The sequence below is a fragment of the Pseudomonas sp. Ma2-10 genome (genome assembly GCF_054330215.1).
In genome coordinates this window covers 50,706-71,846 of the sequence record NZ_JBTEYL010000012.1, presented here as the reverse complement: position 1 = coordinate 71,846, position 21,141 = coordinate 50,706, and the positions used below count along the sequence as shown (strand labels likewise).

15 protein-coding genes are annotated in these 21,141 nt (G+C 59.6%); 14 read left to right on the top strand and 1 reads right to left on the bottom strand.

All coding sequences use genetic code 11. The annotated features are described in order from the left end of the window. The first annotated feature begins 140 nt into the window (after positions 1–140). From rpmE to ACXPVS_RS16060, 3 genes are all read left to right on the top strand, one after another. Positions 141–371 (top strand): 50S ribosomal protein L31, encoded by a 231-nt coding sequence (gene rpmE / locus ACXPVS_RS16070; protein WP_048723245.1) that lies wholly within the window; start codon positions 141–143, stop codon positions 369–371. 14 nt (positions 372–385) lie between these two features. Then, a complete protein-coding gene (locus ACXPVS_RS16065; RefSeq protein ID WP_458510808.1) occupies positions 386–1,186 on the top strand; it encodes a thermonuclease family protein in 801 nt (266 codons plus the stop codon). 181 nt (positions 1,187–1,367) lie between these two features. Beyond that, positions 1,368–2,636 carry a malic enzyme-like NAD(P)-binding protein gene (locus tag ACXPVS_RS16060; RefSeq protein WP_056741177.1) on the top strand — a complete coding sequence of 423 codons (1,269 nt, stop codon included), beginning with the start codon at positions 1,368–1,370 and terminating at the stop codon, positions 2,634–2,636. 68 nt (positions 2,637–2,704) lie between these two features. Here the strand turns inward: ACXPVS_RS16060 and ACXPVS_RS16055 are convergent, their stop codons facing one another. After that, the gene (locus ACXPVS_RS16055) at positions 2,705–5,146 is read right to left on the bottom strand and encodes a penicillin-binding protein 1A (RefSeq protein ID WP_458510888.1); all 2,442 of its coding nucleotides are present in this window, start codon (positions 5,144–5,146) and stop codon (positions 2,705–2,707) included. Between the two features lie 217 nt (positions 5,147–5,363). Between ACXPVS_RS16055 and ACXPVS_RS16050 the strand changes: the two genes are divergently transcribed. The 11 genes from ACXPVS_RS16050 (at position 5,364) to hemE (ending at position 21,057) form a co-directional block, all read left to right on the top strand. After that, positions 5,364–6,428, top strand: coding sequence for a pilus assembly protein PilM (locus tag ACXPVS_RS16050; RefSeq protein ID WP_458510807.1), 1,065 nt, complete (start codon positions 5,364–5,366; stop codon positions 6,426–6,428). After that, on the top strand, positions 6,428–6,994 hold the full coding sequence (locus ACXPVS_RS16045) for a PilN domain-containing protein (RefSeq protein ID WP_458510806.1): 567 nt from the start codon (positions 6,428–6,430) through the stop codon (positions 6,992–6,994). Before ACXPVS_RS16050 ends, ACXPVS_RS16045 begins: the two co-directional genes overlap by 1 nt. Beyond that, positions 6,991–7,614, top strand: coding sequence for a type 4a pilus biogenesis protein PilO (gene pilO, locus ACXPVS_RS16040; RefSeq protein ID WP_458510805.1), 624 nt, complete (start codon positions 6,991–6,993; stop codon positions 7,612–7,614). Before ACXPVS_RS16045 ends, pilO begins: the two co-directional genes overlap by 4 nt. Continuing rightward, the gene (locus ACXPVS_RS16035; RefSeq protein ID WP_458510804.1) at positions 7,611–8,138 is read left to right on the top strand and encodes a pilus assembly protein PilP; all 528 of its coding nucleotides are present in this window, start codon (positions 7,611–7,613) and stop codon (positions 8,136–8,138) included. Before pilO ends, ACXPVS_RS16035 begins: the two co-directional genes overlap by 4 nt. Before the next feature lie 13 nt (positions 8,139–8,151). After that, on the top strand, positions 8,152–10,239 hold the full coding sequence (pilQ, locus tag ACXPVS_RS16030) for a type IV pilus secretin PilQ (protein WP_458510803.1): 2,088 nt from the start codon (positions 8,152–8,154) through the stop codon (positions 10,237–10,239). 4 nt (positions 10,240–10,243) lie between these two features. Further along, positions 10,244–10,762 (top strand): shikimate kinase AroK, encoded by a 519-nt coding sequence (aroK, locus tag ACXPVS_RS16025; RefSeq protein ID WP_458510802.1) that lies wholly within the window; start codon positions 10,244–10,246, stop codon positions 10,760–10,762. A gap of 151 nt (positions 10,763–10,913) precedes the next feature. Continuing rightward, the gene (gene aroB / locus ACXPVS_RS16020) at positions 10,914–12,014 is read left to right on the top strand and encodes a 3-dehydroquinate synthase (protein ID WP_458510801.1); all 1,101 of its coding nucleotides are present in this window, start codon (positions 10,914–10,916) and stop codon (positions 12,012–12,014) included. A 10-nt stretch (positions 12,015–12,024) separates the two neighbouring features. Continuing rightward, positions 12,025–13,566, top strand: coding sequence for an AAA family ATPase (locus tag ACXPVS_RS16015; protein WP_458510800.1), 1,542 nt, complete (start codon positions 12,025–12,027; stop codon positions 13,564–13,566). 350 nt (positions 13,567–13,916) lie between these two features. Then, positions 13,917–18,362, top strand: coding sequence for a glutamate synthase large subunit (gene gltB / locus ACXPVS_RS16010; protein ID WP_458510799.1), 4,446 nt, complete (start codon positions 13,917–13,919; stop codon positions 18,360–18,362). A gap of 33 nt (positions 18,363–18,395) precedes the next feature. Continuing rightward, positions 18,396–19,814, top strand: coding sequence for an FAD-dependent oxidoreductase (locus ACXPVS_RS16005; RefSeq protein WP_458510798.1), 1,419 nt, complete (start codon positions 18,396–18,398; stop codon positions 19,812–19,814). A 175-nt stretch (positions 19,815–19,989) separates the two neighbouring features. After that, on the top strand, positions 19,990–21,057 hold the full coding sequence (hemE, locus tag ACXPVS_RS16000) for a uroporphyrinogen decarboxylase (protein ID WP_458510797.1): 1,068 nt from the start codon (positions 19,990–19,992) through the stop codon (positions 21,055–21,057). Positions 21,058–21,141: the final 84 nt, after the last annotated feature.

Below are 21,141 nucleotides of genomic sequence, written 5' to 3'. Positions count from 1 at the left end.
AGAAGGCCGGGAGCCTAGCAGACGGTCGGTAGAAGCGACAGCTTGCGTGATTGCAAAGGTCTGGTAGAATTCGCGGCCTAATTATGTGCGGTATTCAACAATAGTGTTGAGTGGCGGCACACTAGCCTGAGGAATACACCATGAAAGCCGATATCCATCCAGCGTACGAAACCATCGCAGTCACTTGCAGCTGCGGCAACAAGTTCGAAACGCGTTCGAACCTGTGCAAGCCACTGGGTACTGACGTATGCAACGAGTGCCACCCGTTCTACACCGGTAAGCAGAAGACTCTGGATACTGGCGGCCGTGTACAGCGCTTCGCAGACCGTTTCGGTGCTTTCGGCAAGAAAGCTCCTGCTGCTGCAGAGTAAGGTTACAAAGCCCCATGGGCTTTACCTCGCTGATGAAAAAGGCGTCCCTCGCGGGCGCCTTTTTTGTGTCTGCGATGTGGCTTTCCGGTGCCCAGGCCTTTTGCCCGGCGCCGAGCGGGCTGACACCCGTTGTGGTGCAACGGGTGGTGGATGGTGACACGTTGCGCCTGAGCGATGGCCGCAGCGTGCGCATGATCGGTTTGAATACGCCGGAGCTGGGCAAGAAAGGCCGCTCCGACGAGCCGTTCGCGGTGGCGGCACGCCAACGCCTGGAAGCACTGGTGGGTGCCAGCGGCCGGCGGGTCGGTTTATTGCTCGGTCAAGAAAGCAAAGACCGTTACGGCCGCACCTTGGCTCATGTCTACAGCGCTGATGGCGCCAACCTTGAAGCGCAGATGCTCGCTGAAGGACTCGGTTTCCACGTAGCGGTCGCGCCAAATGTCGAACTGGTCGACTGCCAGCAAGCGGCGGAACACAGCGCCCGTCAGGCCAGGCTAGGGGTGTGGCGTCAATCCCCTGTACTGAAAGCGGCGCAGATCAACACTTCCGGTTTCGCTGTGCTCAGCGGTCGTGTGAGCAAGGTTCAGCGCAATCGCGGCGGAGTTTGGATCGAGTTGCAAGATTCGGTTGTACTGCGCGTTGCACCCAATTTTCTGAGGCGGTTCGATGTGGCGACTATCGAGCGGCTGAAGGGCAGGCAGATCGAGGCTCGTGGCTGGGTGCTGGACCGTTCGCGGCGCGGCGGGCTGAAAGAAGGGCAGGCACGCTGGCTTCTGCCATTGACCGACCCGGCGATGCTCCAGATGGCGCAGTGATAAAAACTGTAGACATTTTTTATAATGATTGTGAACAGTCTATCCCTTATGTTCCGCGGCTCTTGGTCCAAAGTCGTAGGGCCGGGCGCTTGACAGGGGTGACTGGTCAGTCTTGTGGGGGCTTTGCGACACGCGTATCCTCGGCGATCCGTCCGTCCAACAGTAAAAGCGGAATGCCCACATGTCTGATTTGAAAACTGCCGCTCTCGAATATCATGCCCATCCTCGTCCAGGGAAGCTGAGTGTCGAGCTCACCAAGGCCACCGCTACCGCCCGCGATCTGTCGCTGGCCTACAGCCCCGGCGTAGCCGAACCAGTACGCGAAATCGCCCGCGATCCTGAACTGGCCTACAAATACACCGGCAAAGGCAACCTGGTTGCAGTCATTTCCGATGGCACCGCAATTCTCGGCCTGGGCAATCTCGGCCCATTGGCTTCCAAGCCAGTAATGGAAGGTAAAGGGGTGCTGTTCAAGCGCTTCGCCGGCATCGACGTTTTCGACATCGAAGTCGACTCCGAAAGCCCGCAAGCCTTCATCGACACCGTCAAGCGTATCTCCATCACCTTCGGTGGCATCAACCTGGAAGACATCAAGGCGCCTGAGTGCTTTGAGATCGAGCGTGCTCTGATCGAGCAGTGCGACATTCCGGTATTCCACGATGACCAGCACGGCACCGCGATCGTTACTGCGGCCGGCATGATCAACGCCCTGGAAATCGCTGGCAAAACCCTTGCTGACGCCAAAATCGTTTGTCTGGGCGCCGGTGCTGCCGCCATCTCCTGCATGAAACTGCTGGTGAGCATGGGGGCCAACATCGAAAACATCTTCATGGTTGACCGTACCGGCGTGATCCACTCCGGCCGTGACGACCTGAACCAGTACAAGGCTGTTTTCGCTCACGCGACTGAAAAACGCACGCTGGCCGACGCCCTGAAAGGCGCGGACGTGTTCGTTGGCCTGTCCGGCCCGAACCTGCTGAGCGCTGAAGGCCTGAAATCCATGGCGGCCACCCCGATCGTGTTCGCGTGCTCCAACCCGGACCCGGAAATCTCCCCGGAACTGGCTCACGCCACCCGTGACGACGTGATCATGGCCACCGGCCGTTCGGACTACCCGAACCAGGTCAACAACGTGCTGGGCTTCCCGTTCATCTTCCGCGGTGCCCTGGACGTTCGCGCCAAGCGCATCAACGAAGAAATGAAAGTGGCTGCGGCCAACGCCCTGCGTGAACTGGCCAAGCTGCCGGTTCCTCAGGAAGTGTGCGACGCCTACGGCGGCATCAAACTGGAATTCGGTCGTGAGTACATCATTCCGAAACCAATGGATGCCCGTCTGATCACCGTGATCTCCGATGCCGTGGCCAAGGCTGCGATCGAGACCGGCGTAGCGACCCTGCCGTATCCGAAGAACTACCCGCTCAAAAGCGTGGATGATGTGTTCAACGGCTAAGCCGTTGTAGCGCTTCAACAAAAAGCCCCGCTCTTCTTTCGAAGGCGGGGCTTTTTGGTTTCAGGCGATCAGAACAAGTCGATCGGCGCCACTTCATCCGCAGGCAGTGGGCTACCCGGCGCAGTGCCGTTGCCCAGTTCGTTCGCCGACGGTGGCGTGTCTTCGGCCTTGAACAGCTCGAAGTAGGCGCCTGGCGAGCCTGGGGGGACTGCACGGCCGCTGACCGGGTCGACTCGCAGGCTGAGGATGCCTTCGGGCTCTGGCTGCGTATGGGGCGGCAGGCCTTTGAGTGCGGCGCCCATGTAACTCATCCAGATCGGCAGGGCGATGGTGCCACCGTATTCCCTGCGGCCCAGACTTTCAGGCTGGTCGAAACCGGTCCAGACAGTGGTCACATAATCGGCGTTGTACCCAGAGAACCAGGCGTCCTTGGACTCGTTGGTGGTACCGGTCTTGCCTGCAATGTCGCTGCGGCCCAAGGCCAGGGCGCGGCGGCCGGTGCCGCGTTTGATGACGTCCTCGAGCATGCTGTTGAGGATGAAAGTGGTGCGACCATCGACGATGCGCTCGGCCACGGCCGGCGTTTGTGGCGCTGGTTGGGCAGTCAGCGCTTCGCCGGGGGGGGCGTTGACGGTGATGGCATCCTCCGCGACAGGGGCGGCTATACCGTCGGTGACGACGTTGTCTTTCGGGACGCTCGGCGGGTTGGCGACGAACAGCGAGTCGCCATTGCGGCTTTCGATCTTGTCGATGATGTAGGGGCTGATCTTGTAGCCGCCGTTGGCGAATGTGCTCCAGCCGGTAGCGATTTCCATGGGCGTCAGCGTCGCAGTGCCCAGGGCCAGGGACAGGTTGCGTGGCAGGTCCTGCTTGTTGAAGCCGAACTTGCTGATGTAGTCGATGGTGCGGTCGATGCCCAGCGCTTGCAGCAAGCGGATCGACACCAGGTTGCGCGACTTGTAGAGCGCCTCACGCATACGGATCGGGCCAAGGAACGTGTTGGTGTCGTTCTTTGGACGCCAGACTTTGTCCAGGTACTCGTCGACGAACACGATCGGTGCGTCGTTCACCAGGCTGGCGGGGGTGTAACCGTTATCGAGCGCGGCACTGTAGACAAACGGCTTGAAGCTCGAGCCCGGCTGGCGCTTGGCCTGCATGGCGCGGTTGTAGTTGCTCTGTTCAAAGGAGAAGCCGCCGACAAGGGAGCGAATGGCACCGTTTTGCGGATCGAGGGAAACCAGTGCGCCTTGAACCTGGGGGATCTGGCTGAATTTCAGCGAGTTGTCCGGCTGGCGCTGCACACGAATCAGGTCGCCGACCTGGGCGACGTCCGAAGGCTGCTTAGGGTTGGGACCCATGCTGTTGGTGTTCAGGAATGGGCGCGCCCATTTCATGCTGTCCCAGCCGACGTATTCGTCACCGGTACGGGTCATCACTTGCAGGCCGGTCTTGTCGACCTGGGTGACGATGGCAGGTTCAAGGCTGCTGATGGTGCGCTGTTTGCTCAGCTCGGTTGTCCAGGCCTCGTGAGTCTTGCCCGGCAGGCGCGACTCCGGGCCGCGATAACCATGACGCTGGTCGTAAGTCATCAAGCCTTCGTGGACCGCAGTGTTGGCCATTTCCTGCAGGTTGCTCGACACCGTGGTGGTAACGCGGAAACCCTCGGTATAGGCGTCGCTGCCAAAACGGCCGACCATTTCGGCGCGGGCCATTTCAGCGATGTACGGCGCATTCACTTCCGGGGTGGGCACGTGATAACTGGCGTTCAGCGGCTCGTTGATCGCGGTGGTGTAATCGGCCTCGGTGATTTTGCCGAGCTTGTACATGCGCCCAAGGATCCAGTCGCGACGTTCCTTGCTGCGGGCCGGATTGGCCAGCGGGTTGAAGCGCGAAGGGGCTTTTGGCAGGCCGGCGATCATCGCCATCTGCGCCAGGCTGACATCACGAATTGATTTGCCGTAGTAAACCTGCGCGGCGGCCTCGATGCCGTAGGCGCGGTTGCCCAGATAGATCTTGTTGACGTAGAGCTCGAGGATCTCGTCTTTGGTCAACTGCCGCTCGATCTGCAGGGCCAGGAGAATTTCGGTGGTTTTACGCGAGAAGCTGCGTTCGCTGGACAGGAAGAAGTTTTTGGCCACCTGCATGGTGATGGTGCTGCCGCCGGACTGAATGTGTCCGCTTTTTACCAACTGAGTGGCTGCGCGCATCAGGCTGCCAGGGTCGACACCGTAGTGATTGGCGAAGTTGTCGTCTTCAGCACTTAGTAACGCATTGATGAAATTGGGGGGAATGTCGGCGAACCGGATCGGTGTGCGGCGCATTTCGCCAAATTCTGCGATCAGCTTGTTGTCGTTGCTGTAGACCCGCAAAGGAATCTGCAACTGGATGCTTCTCAGCGCCTCCACGGACGGTAAACCCGGACTAAGGTAGAGAAAGGCGCCGCTAAGACCGAGGAGCAGTCCGCAGAAAACGGCGACGACGGACCAACCGAAAAATTTCAGCAGACGAATCAAGGCTTTTGGACATCCAGGGCAAAGAATGAATTAGGCATCAGGGTTCAGATAAACAGGAACGACCCGTGCTTGAAGTAAAAACCGGAAAAAAACGCTGGGCATTATAAGCATTTTTCCGTCGAGGGCGTCATTTGCGCTGCTGTCAAGACGGGTGGTTTGAACGCAACGAATATTACAGAGTCCGTAAGACACGGATAGTCATAGGGAATTGGTAGTGCTAGGACTCTTCAATAAAAAGGCCAATACACTTCTGGGGATCGACATCAGCTCCACGTCGGTCAAGCTTCTGGAGCTAAGCCGCCAAGGCGACCGTTATCGAGTCGAGGCCTATGCGGTGGAACCTTTGCCCACCAACGCGGTGGTCGAGAAAAATATCGCCGAGCTCGAAGGCGTAGGGCAAGCACTCGTGCGCGTGCTGCTCAAGGCCAGAACCAACCTCAAGAACGTCGCCGTGGCCGTGGCCGGTTCGGCGGTGATTACCAAGACCATCGAGATGGACGCCGGTCTTTCCGACGACGAAATGGAAAACCAGCTGAAGGTCGAGGCCGATCAATACATCCCTTATCCATTGGACGAAGTGGCCATCGACTTTGAGGTCCAAGGCGTTTCTGCGCGCAACCCCGGGCGAGTCGATGTACTGCTGGCGGCCTGTCGCAAGGAAAACGTCGAGGTCAGGGAAGCGGTCCTGGCCCTGGCTGGCCTGACAGCTCGCGTGGTCGACGTCGAGGCTTATGCGCTGGAGCGTTCCTACGGGTTGGTCGCGAGTCAGCTGGCTGCTTCTCAGGAGCGTCTGACGGTAGCGCTGGTTGATGTCGGCGCCACCATGACCACGCTGAGCGTGCTGCACCAAGGGCGGATCATCTACACCCGCGAGCAATTGTTCGGCGGCCGTCAACTGACCGAGGAAATCCAGCGACGTTATGCCCTGACCCTTGAACAGGCCGGGCTGGCGAAGCAGCAGGGTGGTTTGCCGGACGATTACGTCAGTGAGGTGTTGCAGCCGTTTCGCGAGGCGCTGGTGCAGCAGGTGTCGCGTTCGTTGCAGTTTTTTTTCGACTCCGGTCAGTACCGCTCGGTTGATCACATTCTGTTAGCTGGCGGTACCGCATCGATCCCGGGGCTGGATCGGTTGATCGAGCAACGATTGGGTACGCCGACGCAAGTGGCCAACCCATTCGCCGACATGACCCTTGGCAGCAAGGTCCACGCCGGTGACCTGGCCAGCGATGCGCCGGCACTGATGATCGCCTGCGGGCTGGCCCTCAGGAGTTTCGACTGATGGCGCGAATCAATCTTTTACCTTGGCGCGAAGAACAGCGTGAAGTGCGCCGCAAACGCTTTTTACTGGCGCTGGTCGGTGTGATGGTGGGGGCCGTAGGCGCGGTGCTGATCGCGAACCAGGCCATCAGTGGCGCTATCGATCGGCAAGTGGCTCGTAACAATTACATCAGCAAACAGATTGCTGTGGTCGACGAGCGGATTAAACAGATCAGCGATTTGAAGGCTCGTCGCCAGCAACTGGTCGAGCGCATGCGCATCATTCAGGACCTGCAAGGTAACCGGCCGACCAGCGGGCGTATTTTCGATCAACTGGCGAGGACGCTGCCTGACGGGGTGTATTTCACCGACGTGAAAATGGCCGGAAAGTCGTTGTCCATCACCGGAGCGGCGGAGTCCAACAATCGTGTGTCAGGCCTGATGCGCAATCTGGATGCGTCCGATTGGTTTGATGCACCCAGCCTCACGGAAGTCAAAGCGACGACCGCCGGTCAACTGGATCAGGCCAACGTCTTTCAGCTGACCGTTCGTCAGACTCGGCCCGCCGCTGCGGAGGGCGGTAAATGAGGTTGGCTGAATGGTTCGAAGGCCTGCGCAAGATCGACATCAATGATCTGGACACCAATAACATGGGTTCCTGGCCGCCAGCCATCAAGGCGCTGGCGGGTCTCCTGCTGATGATTCTGGTGCTTTCACTGGGCTACAGTTTTTCCATCAGCGACCTTCAGAACCACCTCGAACTCAAGCGCGAGGATGAGTCGACCCTCAAGGCGCAATTTGCCGACAAAGCCGGCATGGCGGCGAATCTGGAGTTGTATACGCAGCAGATGAAGGAAATGGAGAACTCCTTTGGCGTGCTGCTGCGGCAATTACCCAGTGACACTGAAGTGCCCGGTCTGCTCGAGGACATCACTCGCACTGGCCTGGGCAGTGGCCTGGAGTTCGAAGAGATCAAATTGCTGGCGGAGAACACGCAGCCGTTCTACATCGAGTTGCCGATCCAGATCACCGTCACCGGTGCCTATCACGCCCTTGCCACCTTCGTCAGCGGCGTCGCCGGGCTGCCAAGGATTGTTACCCTGCATGACTTCGACCTTGCGCCGGCCAACCCGGAGGGGGGTTCGAAATTGCGCATGAGCATCCTCGCCAAGACCTACCGCTACAACGACAAGGGGCTGCAGAAATGAGCCCGATTCGTTGCTTTTCGATGGTTGTGTTGGTTGCCAGCCTGGCGGGTTGCGGCAGCGACGCTGACTTCAGCGACCTGGACGCGTACATGAACGAAATGCGTTTGCGTGCGCCCGGCAAGATTGAACCCGCGCCGACATTTCGATCTTACCCAACATTTACCTACAGCGCCGCTAACCTGCGAAGCCCGTTTTCACGACAGATCAGAGTCGATCTGTCTGGCCAGAAACACGGCTCGCGCAACGTTAAACCTGACCCGGATCGGGTCAAGCAGTACCTCGAAGGTTTCAACATCGAGCAGTTTGAAATGGTCGGAACGATCGCCAATGCGACCGGCTCCTTTGCGCTGCTGCGCGGCGTGGGGGCGGTGCATCGGTTGACAGTCGGCGATTACCTGGGGCGTAACGATGGGCGGATCGTCGCCATCAGTGGCTCGCAGGTCGATGTGGTTGAAATCGTTCCCGACGGCGAAGGCGCCTGGCTGGAGCGGCCGCGGACCATCCCTTTGAAAGAGCACACATAGTGGAACTCGAATAATGAACAGGATTTTCTCAACCGTCGGTCTTTCGCTATGGATAGCGTTGCTGTCGCCGATGGTACTAGCGGCCAACCTCAAAGCGCTGGATGTCGCCACGCTGCCGGGGGACCGCGTCGAGTTGAAGTTGTCGTTCGATGGGCCGCCACCGCCGCCCCATGGCTACACCACCGAATCGCCTGCACGAATTGCGCTGGATCTACCCGGCGTCGTCAGTCAGCTAAAAAGCAAAAGTCGTGACCTGGGCGGCGGTAATGTCCGTAGCGCCACAGTGGTGGAAGCCAAGGACCGTACACGACTGATCATCAATCTGACCCAGTTGACGCCGTATAACGCACGGGTCGAAGGCAACACGCTGTTTGTGGTGGTCGGGCAAGGCGCCAACAAAACGGCCTCCAGCCCCGCGCCAAAAACGCCGCGCGCAGCGACGGCAACGCCAGCCCCGGCAAAAGCCTATGCGCCGGTAAGCAAGGCCATCCGGGGTGTGGATTTCCAGCGCGGCACTCAGGGTGAAGGCAATGTGGTCATCGACTTGTCGGATCCCTCCATCGCCCCGGACATTCAGGAGCGCGACGGCAAGATCATCCTCGGTTTCGCCAAAACTCAATTGCCTGAGCCGTTGCGTGTGCGTCTGGACGTCAAGGATTTCGCCACTCCGGTGCAGTTCGTCAGCGCCAGCGCCACGGGTGATCGGGCCACGATCAGCATTGAGCCCAGCGGCGCCTTCGATTATTCGACTTACCAGACCGACAACAAGCTGACCGTCAGCATCCGGCCGATGACCGTTGATGACTTGCACAAACGCAATGCCGAACGTTTCGCCTATACCGGTGAGAAGCTCTCGCTGAATTTCCAGGACATCGATGTGCGTTCGGTACTGCAACTGATCGCCGATTTCACCAACCTCAACCTGGTGGCCAGCGACACGGTGCAGGGTGGCATTACGCTGCGTTTGCAGAACGTACCGTGGGATCAGGCGCTGGATCTGGTGTTGAAAACCAAGGGCCTGGATAAACGCAAGGTCGGTAATGTTTTGCTGGTCGCTCCGGCCGATGAAATCGCCGCCCGCGAACGTCAGGAGCTGGAGTCGCAGAAGCAAATCGCCGACCTGGCACCCCTGCGTCGCGAGCTGTTGCAGGTCAACTATGCCAAAGCTGCGGATATCGCCAAGCTGTTCCAGTCGGTGACCAGTGCCGAGACAAAAGTCGACGAGCGGGGCTCGATCACAGTGGATGAGCGGACCAACAACATCATTGCCTGCCAGACTCAGGATCGCCTCGACGAACTGCGCCGTATCGTCGCGCAACTGGATATCCCGGTGCGACAGGTGATGATCGAGGCGCGCATTGTCGAAGCCAACGTCGACTATGACAAAAGCCTCGGCGTGCGTTGGGGTGGTTCGTTGCAGAATAACGGCAACTGGAACACCTCAGGTGTCAGCAATGGGGCCAATGCTTCGTCGACCATCGGTACGCCTGGCAGCACCAGCACCAACTCGCCGTTCGTCGACCTGGGCTCTGCCGCCAACACCTCGGGGCTCGGCATCGCCTTCATCACCGACAATGTGCTGCTGGATCTTGAGCTGACGGCCATGGAGAAGACCGGTAACGGCGAAATCGTCTCTCAGCCCAAAGTGGTCACGTCGGACAAGGAAACCGCGAAAATCCTCAAGGGCACAGAGATTCCCTATCAGGAAGCCAGCTCCAGCGGCGCGACGTCGGTGTCGTTCAAGGAGGCCTCGCTGTCTCTGGAAGTGACGCCCCAGATCACCCCGGACAACCGGATCATCATGGAGGTCAAGGTCACCAAGGACGAACCGGACTACCTGAACAAGGTGCAGGATGTACCGCCGATCAAGAAAAACGAGGTCAATGCCAAGGTCCTGGTCAACGACGGCGAGACCATCGTGATTGGCGGGGTTTTCTCAAATACTCAGAGCAAGGTTGTAGATAAGGTGCCATTTCTCGGTGATGTGCCGTATCTTGGCCGCCTTTTCCGGCGTGACGTGGTTTCGGAGAAAAAATCCGAGCTGCTGGTATTTCTCACTCCGCGTATCATGAATAACCAGGCGATTGCTGTGAGTCATTGATTCTGTGCGAAATTTGATTCTTGTTGGACCGATGGGTGCTGGAAAAAGCACCATCGGCCGGTTGCTGGCCAAAGAGCTGCGCCTGCCGTTCAAAGATTCCGATAAGGAAATTGAATTGCGCACGGGCGCCAATATCCCGTGGATTTTCGATAAAGAAGGCGAACCGGGCTTTCGTGATCGCGAGCAGGCGATGATTGCCGAACTGTGCAGGTGCAACGGCGTGGTGCTGGCGACCGGTGGCGGCGCAGTGATGCGCGAGGCCAATCGTCGGGCGCTGCACGCCGGGGGGCGGGTGGTCTATCTGCATGCGTCTGTCGAGCAGCAGGTGGGCCGCACTTCCCGCGATCGCAATCGCCCCCTGTTGCGTACTGCCGATCCGGCCAAGACCCTTCGGGATCTGCTGGCGATCCGCGATCCGCTTTATCGGGAAATCGCCGATCTGGTGGTGGAAACCGATGAGCGGCCGCCGCGAATGGTGGTGCTCGATATTCTCGAACGCTTGCAGCAGCTACCTCCCCGTTAAAGCGCAACGCGAAATGCGCTATTCTCGGCGTCCTGTCATGGCCGCTCAAGGTTGTGGCGGATGGCTACCGAACGGCGTCACACCAGCAGACGCCGTAGACATTCGTTAACTCAAGGCAGGACGCCTGATTCCATCTTCACTGTGGGGACACATGCAGACACTCAAGGTCGATCTAGGCGAGCGCAGCTACCCGATTCATATTGGCGAAGGTTTGTTGGATCAGCCTGAGCTACTGGCCCCGCATATCCGCGGACGGCAAGTGGCGATCATCTCCAACGAGACCGTTGCGCCGCTCTATCTTGAGCGTCTGACCCGCAGCCTCGCACCGTTCTCCGTGGTTTGCGTGGTGCTGCCGGACGGCGAAGCGTTCAAGACCTGGGAAACCCTGCAACTTATTTTCGACGGTCTACTGACCGCACGGCACGACCGCCGTACCACCGTCATCGCCCTCGGTGGCGGCGTGGTGGGTGACATGGCCGGCTTTGCTGCCGCCTGCTACCAACGTGGTGTCGATTTCATCCAGATCCCCACCACGCTGCTGTCGCAAGTCGACTCTTCGGTGGGCGGCAAGACCGGAATCAACCATCCGTTGGGCAAGAACATGGTCGGCGCTTTCTATCAGCCGAATGTGGTGCTGATTGATACCGCTACCCTCAATACCCTGCCGGCCCGCGAACTGTCCGCCGGGCTTGCTGAGGTCATCAAATACGGGCTGATCTGCGACGAGCTGTTCCTCACCTGGCTTGAAGACAATGTCGATCGTCTGCGTGCACTGGACCAGGTTGCCCTGACTTACGCCATCGAGCACTCTTGCGCGGCCAAGGCTGCAGTGGTGGGTGCCGACGAACGGGAGACCGGTGTTCGCGCCACGCTCAACTTGGGTCACACCTTTGGCCACGCCATCGAAACCCACATGGGCTATGGTGTCTGGCTACATGGTGAGGCGGTCGCTGCTGGCACCGTAATGGCCTTGGAAATGTCCGCGCGCCTGGGCTGGATCAGCGAGCAGGAGCGCGATCGCGGCATTCGTCTGTTTCAGCGTGCCGGTTTGCCGGTTATCCCGCCTGAAGAGATGACCGAAGCCGATTTTCTCGAACACATGGCAATTGACAAGAAAGTGATCGACGGTCGTTTGCGCTTGGTGCTGCTGCGCCACATGGGCGAAGCGGTGGTGACCGACGATTATCCGAAAGAGGTTTTACAGGCCACGCTGGGAGCGGATTACCGCGCTCTGGCTCAGCTTAAAGGTTAATAAGATCCCGATGACTAGTTTGCACGCCGACGAGGCTTTCCTCGGCCATTACCAGTTGAGTCATGACCCTTTTTCACCACGGGTGCCTGGCTTCAAATTCTTCCCGGCCCAGCGAAAACCGGTGCTGGGGCAACTGCATCACCTGGCACGCTACAGTCAGTTGCTGCTGGTAGTCACTGGCCCCCAAGGCAGTGGCAAGACGCTGCTACGGCAGGCGCTGGTGGCCAGCACCAACAAACAGTCGGTGCAGAGCGTGGTGGTTTCCGCCCGTGGCGCCGGTGATTCGGCTGGCGTGCTGCGTCAGGTGGCTCAGGCGCTGAACGTCGCCCAGGCCGAGATCGGCGCGATTCTGGCGCAAGTGGTGCAACTTGCGTTGACGGGGCAGGAAGTCTATTTGCTGGTGGATGACGCCGAGCAACTGGACGAGTCCGCGCTGGAAGCTTTGCTGGCCCTGGCTGCCGGTGCACCGGAAGGTCGCCCGCATGTATTCCTGTTCGGCGAGTCGTCGTTGATCGCTCAGCTGGATGCGCTGAGCCTCGAGGAAGAGCGTTTTCACGTTATCGAGTTGCAGCCTTACACCGAAGAAGAAACCCGCGAATACCTGGACCAGCGGCTCGAAGGCGCCGGCCGGGGTATCGAACTTTTCACTGCGGATCAGATCTCTGATATTCACGAAAGCTCCGACGGTTGGCCTGGCACCATCAACCAGGTTGCCCGCGATGCAATGATCGAAGCCATGATTGCTAGCCGCTCAGCGGTTAAGCGTCCAAGTATGGGGTTCAACATGCCGAAGAAACACGTATTGGCAATTTCTGCCGTTGTCGTGGTCGCGGTGGCCGCTGCCTGGTTGATGCCAGGTCGCAGCAAAGCACCGACCACTGGCGCACCTGCCAGCGAGCAGGCGCAATTGCCGCTTGGCCAGGGCACGCCACAACCTGACAGCGGCGGCGCGCCTGCCGTCGAATTCGCCGGTAACTCGCAACCGATGCCATTGCCGCTGGTCGGTAACTCGCAGCCGGTCATGCGTAGTCCGTTGGCCGAAGCCGCCGGTGGCATCACCGAAGGCGATGACGGTGTGCAGGTCGAAGGTTCGAGCACTACGCCGCCGACCGTAACTACCACTGCGCCGCCTGCGGGCATCCAGCCTGGCCCGGCACCGACACCTGCCGCCAAGCCTGCTCCGACTCAAGTCGCGACTGCCAAGCCGGTTGCGCCTGCCGTGAAGCCAGTTCCAGTGCCAGCCAAACCAGCCGCCAAGACCGCCGGCGGCACCTGGTACGCAGGGCAAGCGCCGGGTAACTACGTGGTGCAAATCCTCGGCACCAGCTCCGAAACGGCCGCGCAATCCTATGTCAAGGAGCAGGGCGGCGAGTACCGTTATTTCAAGAAAACCCTCAATGGCAAGCCGCTTTACGTCATCACTTACGGTAGCTTCGCCAACCGCGATGCAGCCGTTACCGCTATCAAGGCCTTGCCAGCGAAGGTTCAGGCTGGTAAACCTTGGCCTCGCACTGTCGCCAGCGTCCAACAGGAACAGGCAACAACTCGCTGAAGATTCGGCGGCCTTACCCAGGCCGCCTCTCCCGGCACCTCAAAATTTCTACAAGCGCATGCCGCCTCTACAGGCCGCGTGCCTTGTGGTGTCTGCGTCACAGTAGTCTTTGAGTCGTTGCGGTCAAAATTAAAAAAGTTTTGACTAGCACAGCGTATCGCTTTAAACCTTTCATAAATGCGACATAGATTTGCGACATTTCGTCGTCAAATTTGTGAGCCTCTGTGTCGGTGTGTACAATGACCTCCCTTTTGCCCCCGCAAAGCTGGCGTACGTTCGGCGTGGATGGTAAGTGGTTGAATTGAAAAGAAATTTGCCTCGATAAGAGGCAGCCTGGTGAGAAAGTGTCTATGAAAGCAGGTCTGTACCAACCAGATGAATTCAAGGATAACTGTGGTTTCGGCCTGATAGCCCATATGCAGGGCGAGCCCAGTCATACCCTTTTGCAAACGGCCATTGAGGCCCTGACCTGCATGACCCACCGCGGTGGGATCAACGCCGACGGCAAGACCGGTGACGGTTGCGGTCTGCTGATTCAAAAGCCAGACGTGTTCCTGCGAGCCATCGCCCAGGAAGCCTTCGGCGTCGAACTGTCCAAGCAATATGCGGTGGGCATGGTCTTCTTCAACCAGGACCCGGTCAAAGCCGAAGCCGCTCGCGAGAACATGAACCGCGAGATCCTCGCTGCTGGCCTGACCCTCGTCGGCTGGCGCAAAGTGCCGATCGACACCAGCGTCCTCGGCCGCCTGGCCCTCGAGCGCCTGCCGCAGATCGAGCAGGTGTACATCGGCGGTGAAGGCCTGAGCGATCAGGACATGGCGATCAAGCTGTTCACCTCCCGTCGTCGCTCGTCCGTGGCCAACGCCGCCGACGCCGATCACTACATCTGCAGCTTTTCGCACAAGACCATCATTTATAAAGGCCTGATGATGCCGGCGGATCTCACCGCCTTCTACCCGGACCTCAGCGACGAGCGCCTGCAAACTTCGATCTGCGTGTTCCACCAGCGCTTCTCGACCAACACCCTGCCGAAATGGCCGTTGGCGCAGCCGTTCCGTTTCCTCGCCCACAATGGCGAGATCAACACCATCACCGGCAACCGTAACTGGGCCGTGGCCCGTCGTACCAAGTTCACCAACGATCTGATGGACCTGGAAGAGCTTGGCCCGCTGGTCAACCGCGTCGGTTCTGACTCCTCTAGCATGGACAACATGCTTGAGCTGATGGTCACCGGTGGTATCGACCTGTTCCGTGGCGTGCGGATGATCATTCCGCCAGCGTGGCAGAACGTCGAAACCATGGACCCGGACCTGCGGGCGTTCTACGAATACAACTCGATGCACATGGAACCGTGGGACGGCCCGGCCGGCGTGGTAATGACCGACGGTCGTTACGCGGTGTGCCTGCTCGACCGTAACGGTCTGCGTCCGGCGCGTTGGGTCACCACCAAAAACGGTTTCATCACCCTGGCTTCTGAAATCGGCGTCTGGAACTACCAGCCTGAAGACGTGATCGCCAAGGGCCGTGTGGGTCCGGGCCAGATCTTTGCCGTGGACACCGAAACCGGTCAGATCCTCGACACCGATGCCATCGACAACCGCTTGAAGTCTCGCCATCCGTACAAGCAATGGCTGCGCAAGAACGCCCTGCGCATCCAGGCGACCATGGAAGACAACGACCACGGTTCGGCGTTCTACGACGTCGACCAGCTCAAGCAGTACATGAAGATGTACCAGGTCACTTTCGAAGAACGTGATCAGGTGCTGCGTCCGCTCGGCGAGCAAGGCTACGAAGCCGTTGGCTCAATGGGCGATGACACGCCGATGGCCGTGCTGTCCCAGCGTGTGCGCACACCGTACGACTATTTCCGCCAGCAATTCGCGCAGGTCACCAACCCGCCGATCGACCCGTTGCGTGAAGCCATCGTCATGTCGCTGGAGATCTGCCTCGGTGCCGAGCGCAACATCTTCCAGGAGTCGCCGGAACACGCCTCGCGTGTGATCCTCAGCTCGCCGGTCATTTCCCCGGCCAAGTGGCGCTCGCTGATGAACCTCGATCGTCCAGGCTTCGAGCGCACGATCATCGACCTCAACTACGACGAAAGCGTCGGCCTCGAAGCGGCCATCCGCAATGTCGCCGATCAAGCCGAAGAAGCCGTGCGCGCCGGTCGTACCCAGGTCGTGCTGAGTGACCGTCACATTGCCCCGGGCAAATTGCCGATCCACGCTTCGCTCGCCACCGGCGCGGTACACCACCGCCTGACCGAAAAAGGCCTACGTTGCGACTCCAACATCCTCGTGGAAACCGCGACCGCTCGCGATCCGCACCACTTTGCAGTGTTGATCGGTTTCGGCGCCTCGGCGGTCTATCCGTTCCTGGCCTACGAAGTGCTGGGCGACCTGATCCGTACCGGTGAGGTGCTGGGCGACCTCTACGAGGTGTTCAAGAACTACCGCAAAGGCATCACCAAAGGTCTGCTGAAGATCCTGTCGAAGATGGGCATCTCGACCATCACCTCGTACCGCGGTGCGCAGCTGTTCGAAGCCATCGGCCTGTCCGAAGAAGTCTGCGACCTGAGCTTCCGTGGCGTGCCAAGCCGCATCAAGGGCGCCCGTTTCGTCGACATCGAAGCCGAGCAGAAAGCCCTGGCCGCCGAAGCCTGGAGCCCGCGCAAGCCAATCCAGCAGGGCGGTTTGTTGAAGTTCGTCCACGGTGGCGAATATCACGCGTACAACCCGGACGTGGTCAACACCCTGCAAGCCGCTGTGCAGCAGGGCGACTACAGCAAGTTCAAGGAATACACGGCGCTGGTGGACAACCGTCCGGTGTCGATGATTCGCGACATGTTCAAGGTCAAAACCCTGGACACGCCGCTGGACATCAGCGAGATCGAACCGCTGGAATCGGTGCTCAAGCGCTTTGACTCTGCAGGCATCTCGTTGGGCGCCTTGTCGCCGGAAGCTCACGAAGCCCTCGCCGAAGCCATGAACCGCCTTGGTGCACGTTCCAACTCCGGTGAAGGCGGCGAAGACCCGGCGCGTTACGGCACCATCAAGAGCTCGAAAATCAAGCAGGTTGCGACGGGCCGTTTCGGTGTGACCCCGGAATACCTGGTCAACGCTGAAGTGTTGCAGATCAAAGTCGCTCAGGGCGCCAAGCCCGGCGAAGGTGGTCAGCTGCCAGGCGGCAAGGTCAACGGTCTGATCGCCAAGCTGCGTTACGCAGTGCCGGGCGTGACCCTGATTTCGCCGCCGCCGCACCACGACATCTATTCGATCGAAGACTTGTCGCAGCTGATTTTCGACCTGAAACAAGTCAACCCGAAAGCACTGGTCTCGGTGAAGCTGGTAGCAGAAGCAGGCGTCGGCACCATCGCCGCCGGTGTGGCCAAGGCCTACGCGGACTTGATCACCATCTCTGGCTACGACGGTGGCACTGGTGCATCGCCGCTGACCTCGATCAAATACGCCGGTGCTCCGTGGGAACTCGGCCTGGCCGAAACTCACCAGACCCTGCGCGGCAATGACCTGCGCGGCAAAGTGCGGGTACAAACCGACGGCGGCCTGAAAACCGGCCTCGACGTGATCAAGGCTGCCATCCTCGGCGCTGAAAGCTTCGGCTTCGGCACCGCGCCAATGATCGCGCTGGGCTGTAAGTACCTGCGTATCTGCCACCTGAACAACTGCGCCACCGGCGTCGCGACTCAGAACGAGAAGCTGCGCAAGGATCACTACATCGGGACCGTCGACATGGTGGTGAATTTCTTCACTTACGTCGCCGAAGAAACCCGTGAGTGGCTGGCCAAGCTGGGCGTGCGTTCCCTCGAAGAGCTGATCGGTCGTACCGATCTGCTGGACATCCTCGAAGGCCAGACTGCCAAGCAGCAACACCTGGACCTGACGCCATTGCTGGGCAGTGATCACATCCCGGCAGACAAGCCTCAGTTCTGCCAGGTCGAGCGCAACCCACCGTTCGACAAAGGCCTGCTGGCCGAGAAAATGGTCGACTTGGCCACCTCGGCCATCAACGACATGAGCGGCGCCGATTTCGCCCTGGATATCTGCAACTGCGACCGTTCGATCGGCGCGCGGATCTCCGGTGAAATCGCTCGCAAACACGGCAACCAAGGCATGGCGAATGCGCCGATCACCTTCCGTTTCAAAGGGACGGCCGGTCAGAGCTTCGGTGTGTGGAACGCGGGTGGCCTGAACATGTACCTGGAAGGCGACGCCAACGATTACGTCGGCAAGGGCATGACCGGCGGCAAACTGGTCATCGTTCCGCCGAAGGGCAGCGTCTATAAGACTCAGGACAGTGCCATCATCGGTAACACCTGCCTGTACGGCGCTACGGGCGGCAAGTTGTTCGCCGCCGGTACTGCAGGCGAGCGTTTTGCGGTGCGTAACTCCGGCGCTCACACCGTGGTGGAAGGTACTGGCGATCACTGCTGCGAGTACATGACCGGTGGTTTCGTCTGCGTATTGGGCAAGACCGGTTACAACTTCGGCTCAGGCATGACCGGCGGTTTCGCCTACGTGCTCGACCAGGACAACACCTTTGTCGACCGGGTCAACCACGAACTGGTGGAAATCCAGCGGATCAGCGGCGAAGCGATGGAAGCCTATCGCAGCCACCTGCAACGCGTGCTGGACGAATACGTCGCGCAAACCGACAGCGAATGGGGTCGTAACCTCGCTGAAAACCTCGATGACTATCTGCGCCGTTTCTGGCTGGTCAAGCCCAAGGCTGCCAACCTGAAATCGTTGCTTTCCAGCACCCGTGCCAATCCGCAGTGATATGCGCTTGAAGAGTTTGATGAGGTTTTAACAATGGCTGAACGTCTGAATAACGACTTCCAGTTCATCGACGTCGGGCGCAAAGATCCGAAGAAGAAACTGTTGCGTCAACGCAAGAAAGAGTTCGTGGAAATCTACGAACCCTTCAAACCCCAGCATTCGGCCGATCAGGCCCACCGCTGCCTGGGTTGCGGTAACCCGTATTGCGAATGGAAGTGCCCGGTGCACAACTTCATTCCGAACTGGCTGAAGCTGGTGGCCGAGGGCAACATCCTCCAGGCTGCCGAGCTGTCGCACCAGACCAACACCCTGCCGGAAGTGTGCGGCCGGGTGTGCCCGCAGGATCGTCTGTGCGAGGGTGCCTGCACCCTCAACGACGGTTTCGGCGCGGTGACCATCGGTTCGGTCGAGAAGTACATCACCGACACCGCGTTCGCCATGGGCTGGCGCCCGGACATGTCCAAGGTCATACCGACCGGCAAACGTGTTGCAGTGATCGGCGCAGGCCCGGCCGGTTTGGGCTGTGCCGACGTGCTGGTACGCGGCGGCGTAACGCCGGTGGTGTTCGACAAGAACCCGGAAATCGGTGGTCTGCTGACCTTTGGCATCCCTGAGTTCAAGCTGGAAAAGACCGTGCTGAGCAATCGCCGCGAAGTCTTCACCGGCATGGGCATCGAGTTCCGCCTGAACACCGAAGTGGGCAAGGACGTGACCATCGAGCAACTGCTCGAAGAATACGATGCCGTGTTCATGGGCATGGGCACCTACACCTACATGAAGGGCGGTTTTGCCGGTGAGGACTTGCCGGGCGTGCACGACGCGCTCGACTTCCTGATCGCCAACGTCAACCGCAACCTGGGCTTTGAAAAGTCGCCGGAAGATTTCGTCGACATGAAAGGCAAGAAGGTGGTGGTGCTGGGCGGCGGCGACACGGCGATGGATTGCAACCGTACCTCGATTCGCCAGGGCGCCAAGTCGGTGATCTGCGCCTATCGTCGTGACGAGGCGAACATGCCGGGCTCGCGCAAAGAGGTGAAAAACGCTAAGGAAGAAGGGGTGAAATTCCTCTACAACCGCCAGCCAATCGCGATCGTCGGCGAAGACCGCGTCGAAGGCGTGAAGGTGGTCGAGACCCGTCTCGGCGAACCCGATGCCCGTGGCCGTCGCAGTCCTGAGCCGATTCCGGGTTCCGAAGAGATCATTCCGGCTGATGCCGTGGTCATTGCGTTCGGTTTCCGTCCGAGCCCGGCGTTGTGGTTCGAACAGCACAGCATCCAGACCGACAGCCAGGGCCGCGTTGTGGCCCCGGAACAAGGTCAGTACAAGCACCAGACCAGCAACCCGAAAATCTTCGCCGGTGGCGACATGGTTCGCGGTTCCGACCTGGTGGTAACGGCGATCTTCGAAGGTCGCAATGCCGCCGAAGGGATCCTGGACTATTTAGGCGTCTAAGCTAGCGACACAAAACTTGTAGGCGCGAGCAGGCTCACTCCTACAAGTTTTGTGGTGTTGCGAAAACCGGGTTTCACCGCGACAAATTGACCCGATAGACAAAAGGCACGGCTCTTGCCGTGCCTTTTGCGTCGCGCTCTGAGAAAATGCCCGCACTTTTTTTCCGGATGCCGATATGACTGCCCTGAAGAACGACCGTTTCCTTCGCGCCCTGCTCAAGCAACCCGTAGACGTCACGCCTGTCTGGATGATGCGTCAGGCCGGTCGCTACCTGCCGGAATACCGCGCCAGCCGTGCCAAGGCCGGCGACTTCATGAGCCTGTGCATGAACCCGGAGTTCGCGTGCGAAGTCACGATGCAGCCGCTCGACCGCTATCCACAACTGGACGCGGCGATCCTGTTCTCCGACATCCTGACCATCCCCGATGCCATGGGCCAAGGCCTGTACTTCGAAACCGGTGAAGGTCCGCGCTTCAAGAAAGTCATCAGCACGATGGCTGATATCGAAGCGCTGCCGATCCCTGATCCGCACAAAGACCTCGGCTACGTCATGGACGCGGTCAGCACCATCCGCCGCGAACTGAACGGCCGCGTGCCGCTGATCGGCTTCGCCGGCAGCCCATGGACCCTGGCCACCTACATGGTCGAAGGCGGCTCGTCGAAAGACTACCGCAAGACCAAAACTATGCTCTACGACAATCCGCAAGCCTTGCACCTGCTGCTGGACAAGCTCGCGCAGACGGTCACCAGCTACCTCAACGGCCAGATTATGGCCGGGGCGCAAGCGGTGCAGATCTTCGATAGTTGGGGCGGCAGCCTTTCGGCGGCGGCGTACCAGGAATTCTCCCTGGCCTACATGCGCAAAATCGTCAGCGGCCTGATCCGTGAGCACGAAGGCCGCAAGGTGCCGGTCATCCTGTTCACCAAGGGCGGGGGGCTGTGGCTGGAAAGCATCGCCGACGCTGGCGCCGACGCCCTGGGCCTGGACTGGACCTGCGACATCGGCAATGCACGTGATCGCGTCGGCAGCAAAGTCGCATTACAAGGCAACATGGACCCGACCGTGCTGTACGCCAAGCCAGAAACCATTCGCACCGAAGTCGGCCGTATCCTCGCCAGCTACGGCAAGGGCAGCGGTCACGTGTTCAACCTCGGCCATGGCATCACACCGGAAGTCGATCCGGAACACGCCGGCGCTTTCATGCGCGCGGTGCATGAACTGTCGGCGCAGTATCACGAGTAATCGTCGCCCAATAAAAAACGCCCGGCTTATGCCGGGCGTTTTTGTATGAGGTACCAGATCGTACACGGTCAATGTGGGAGCGGC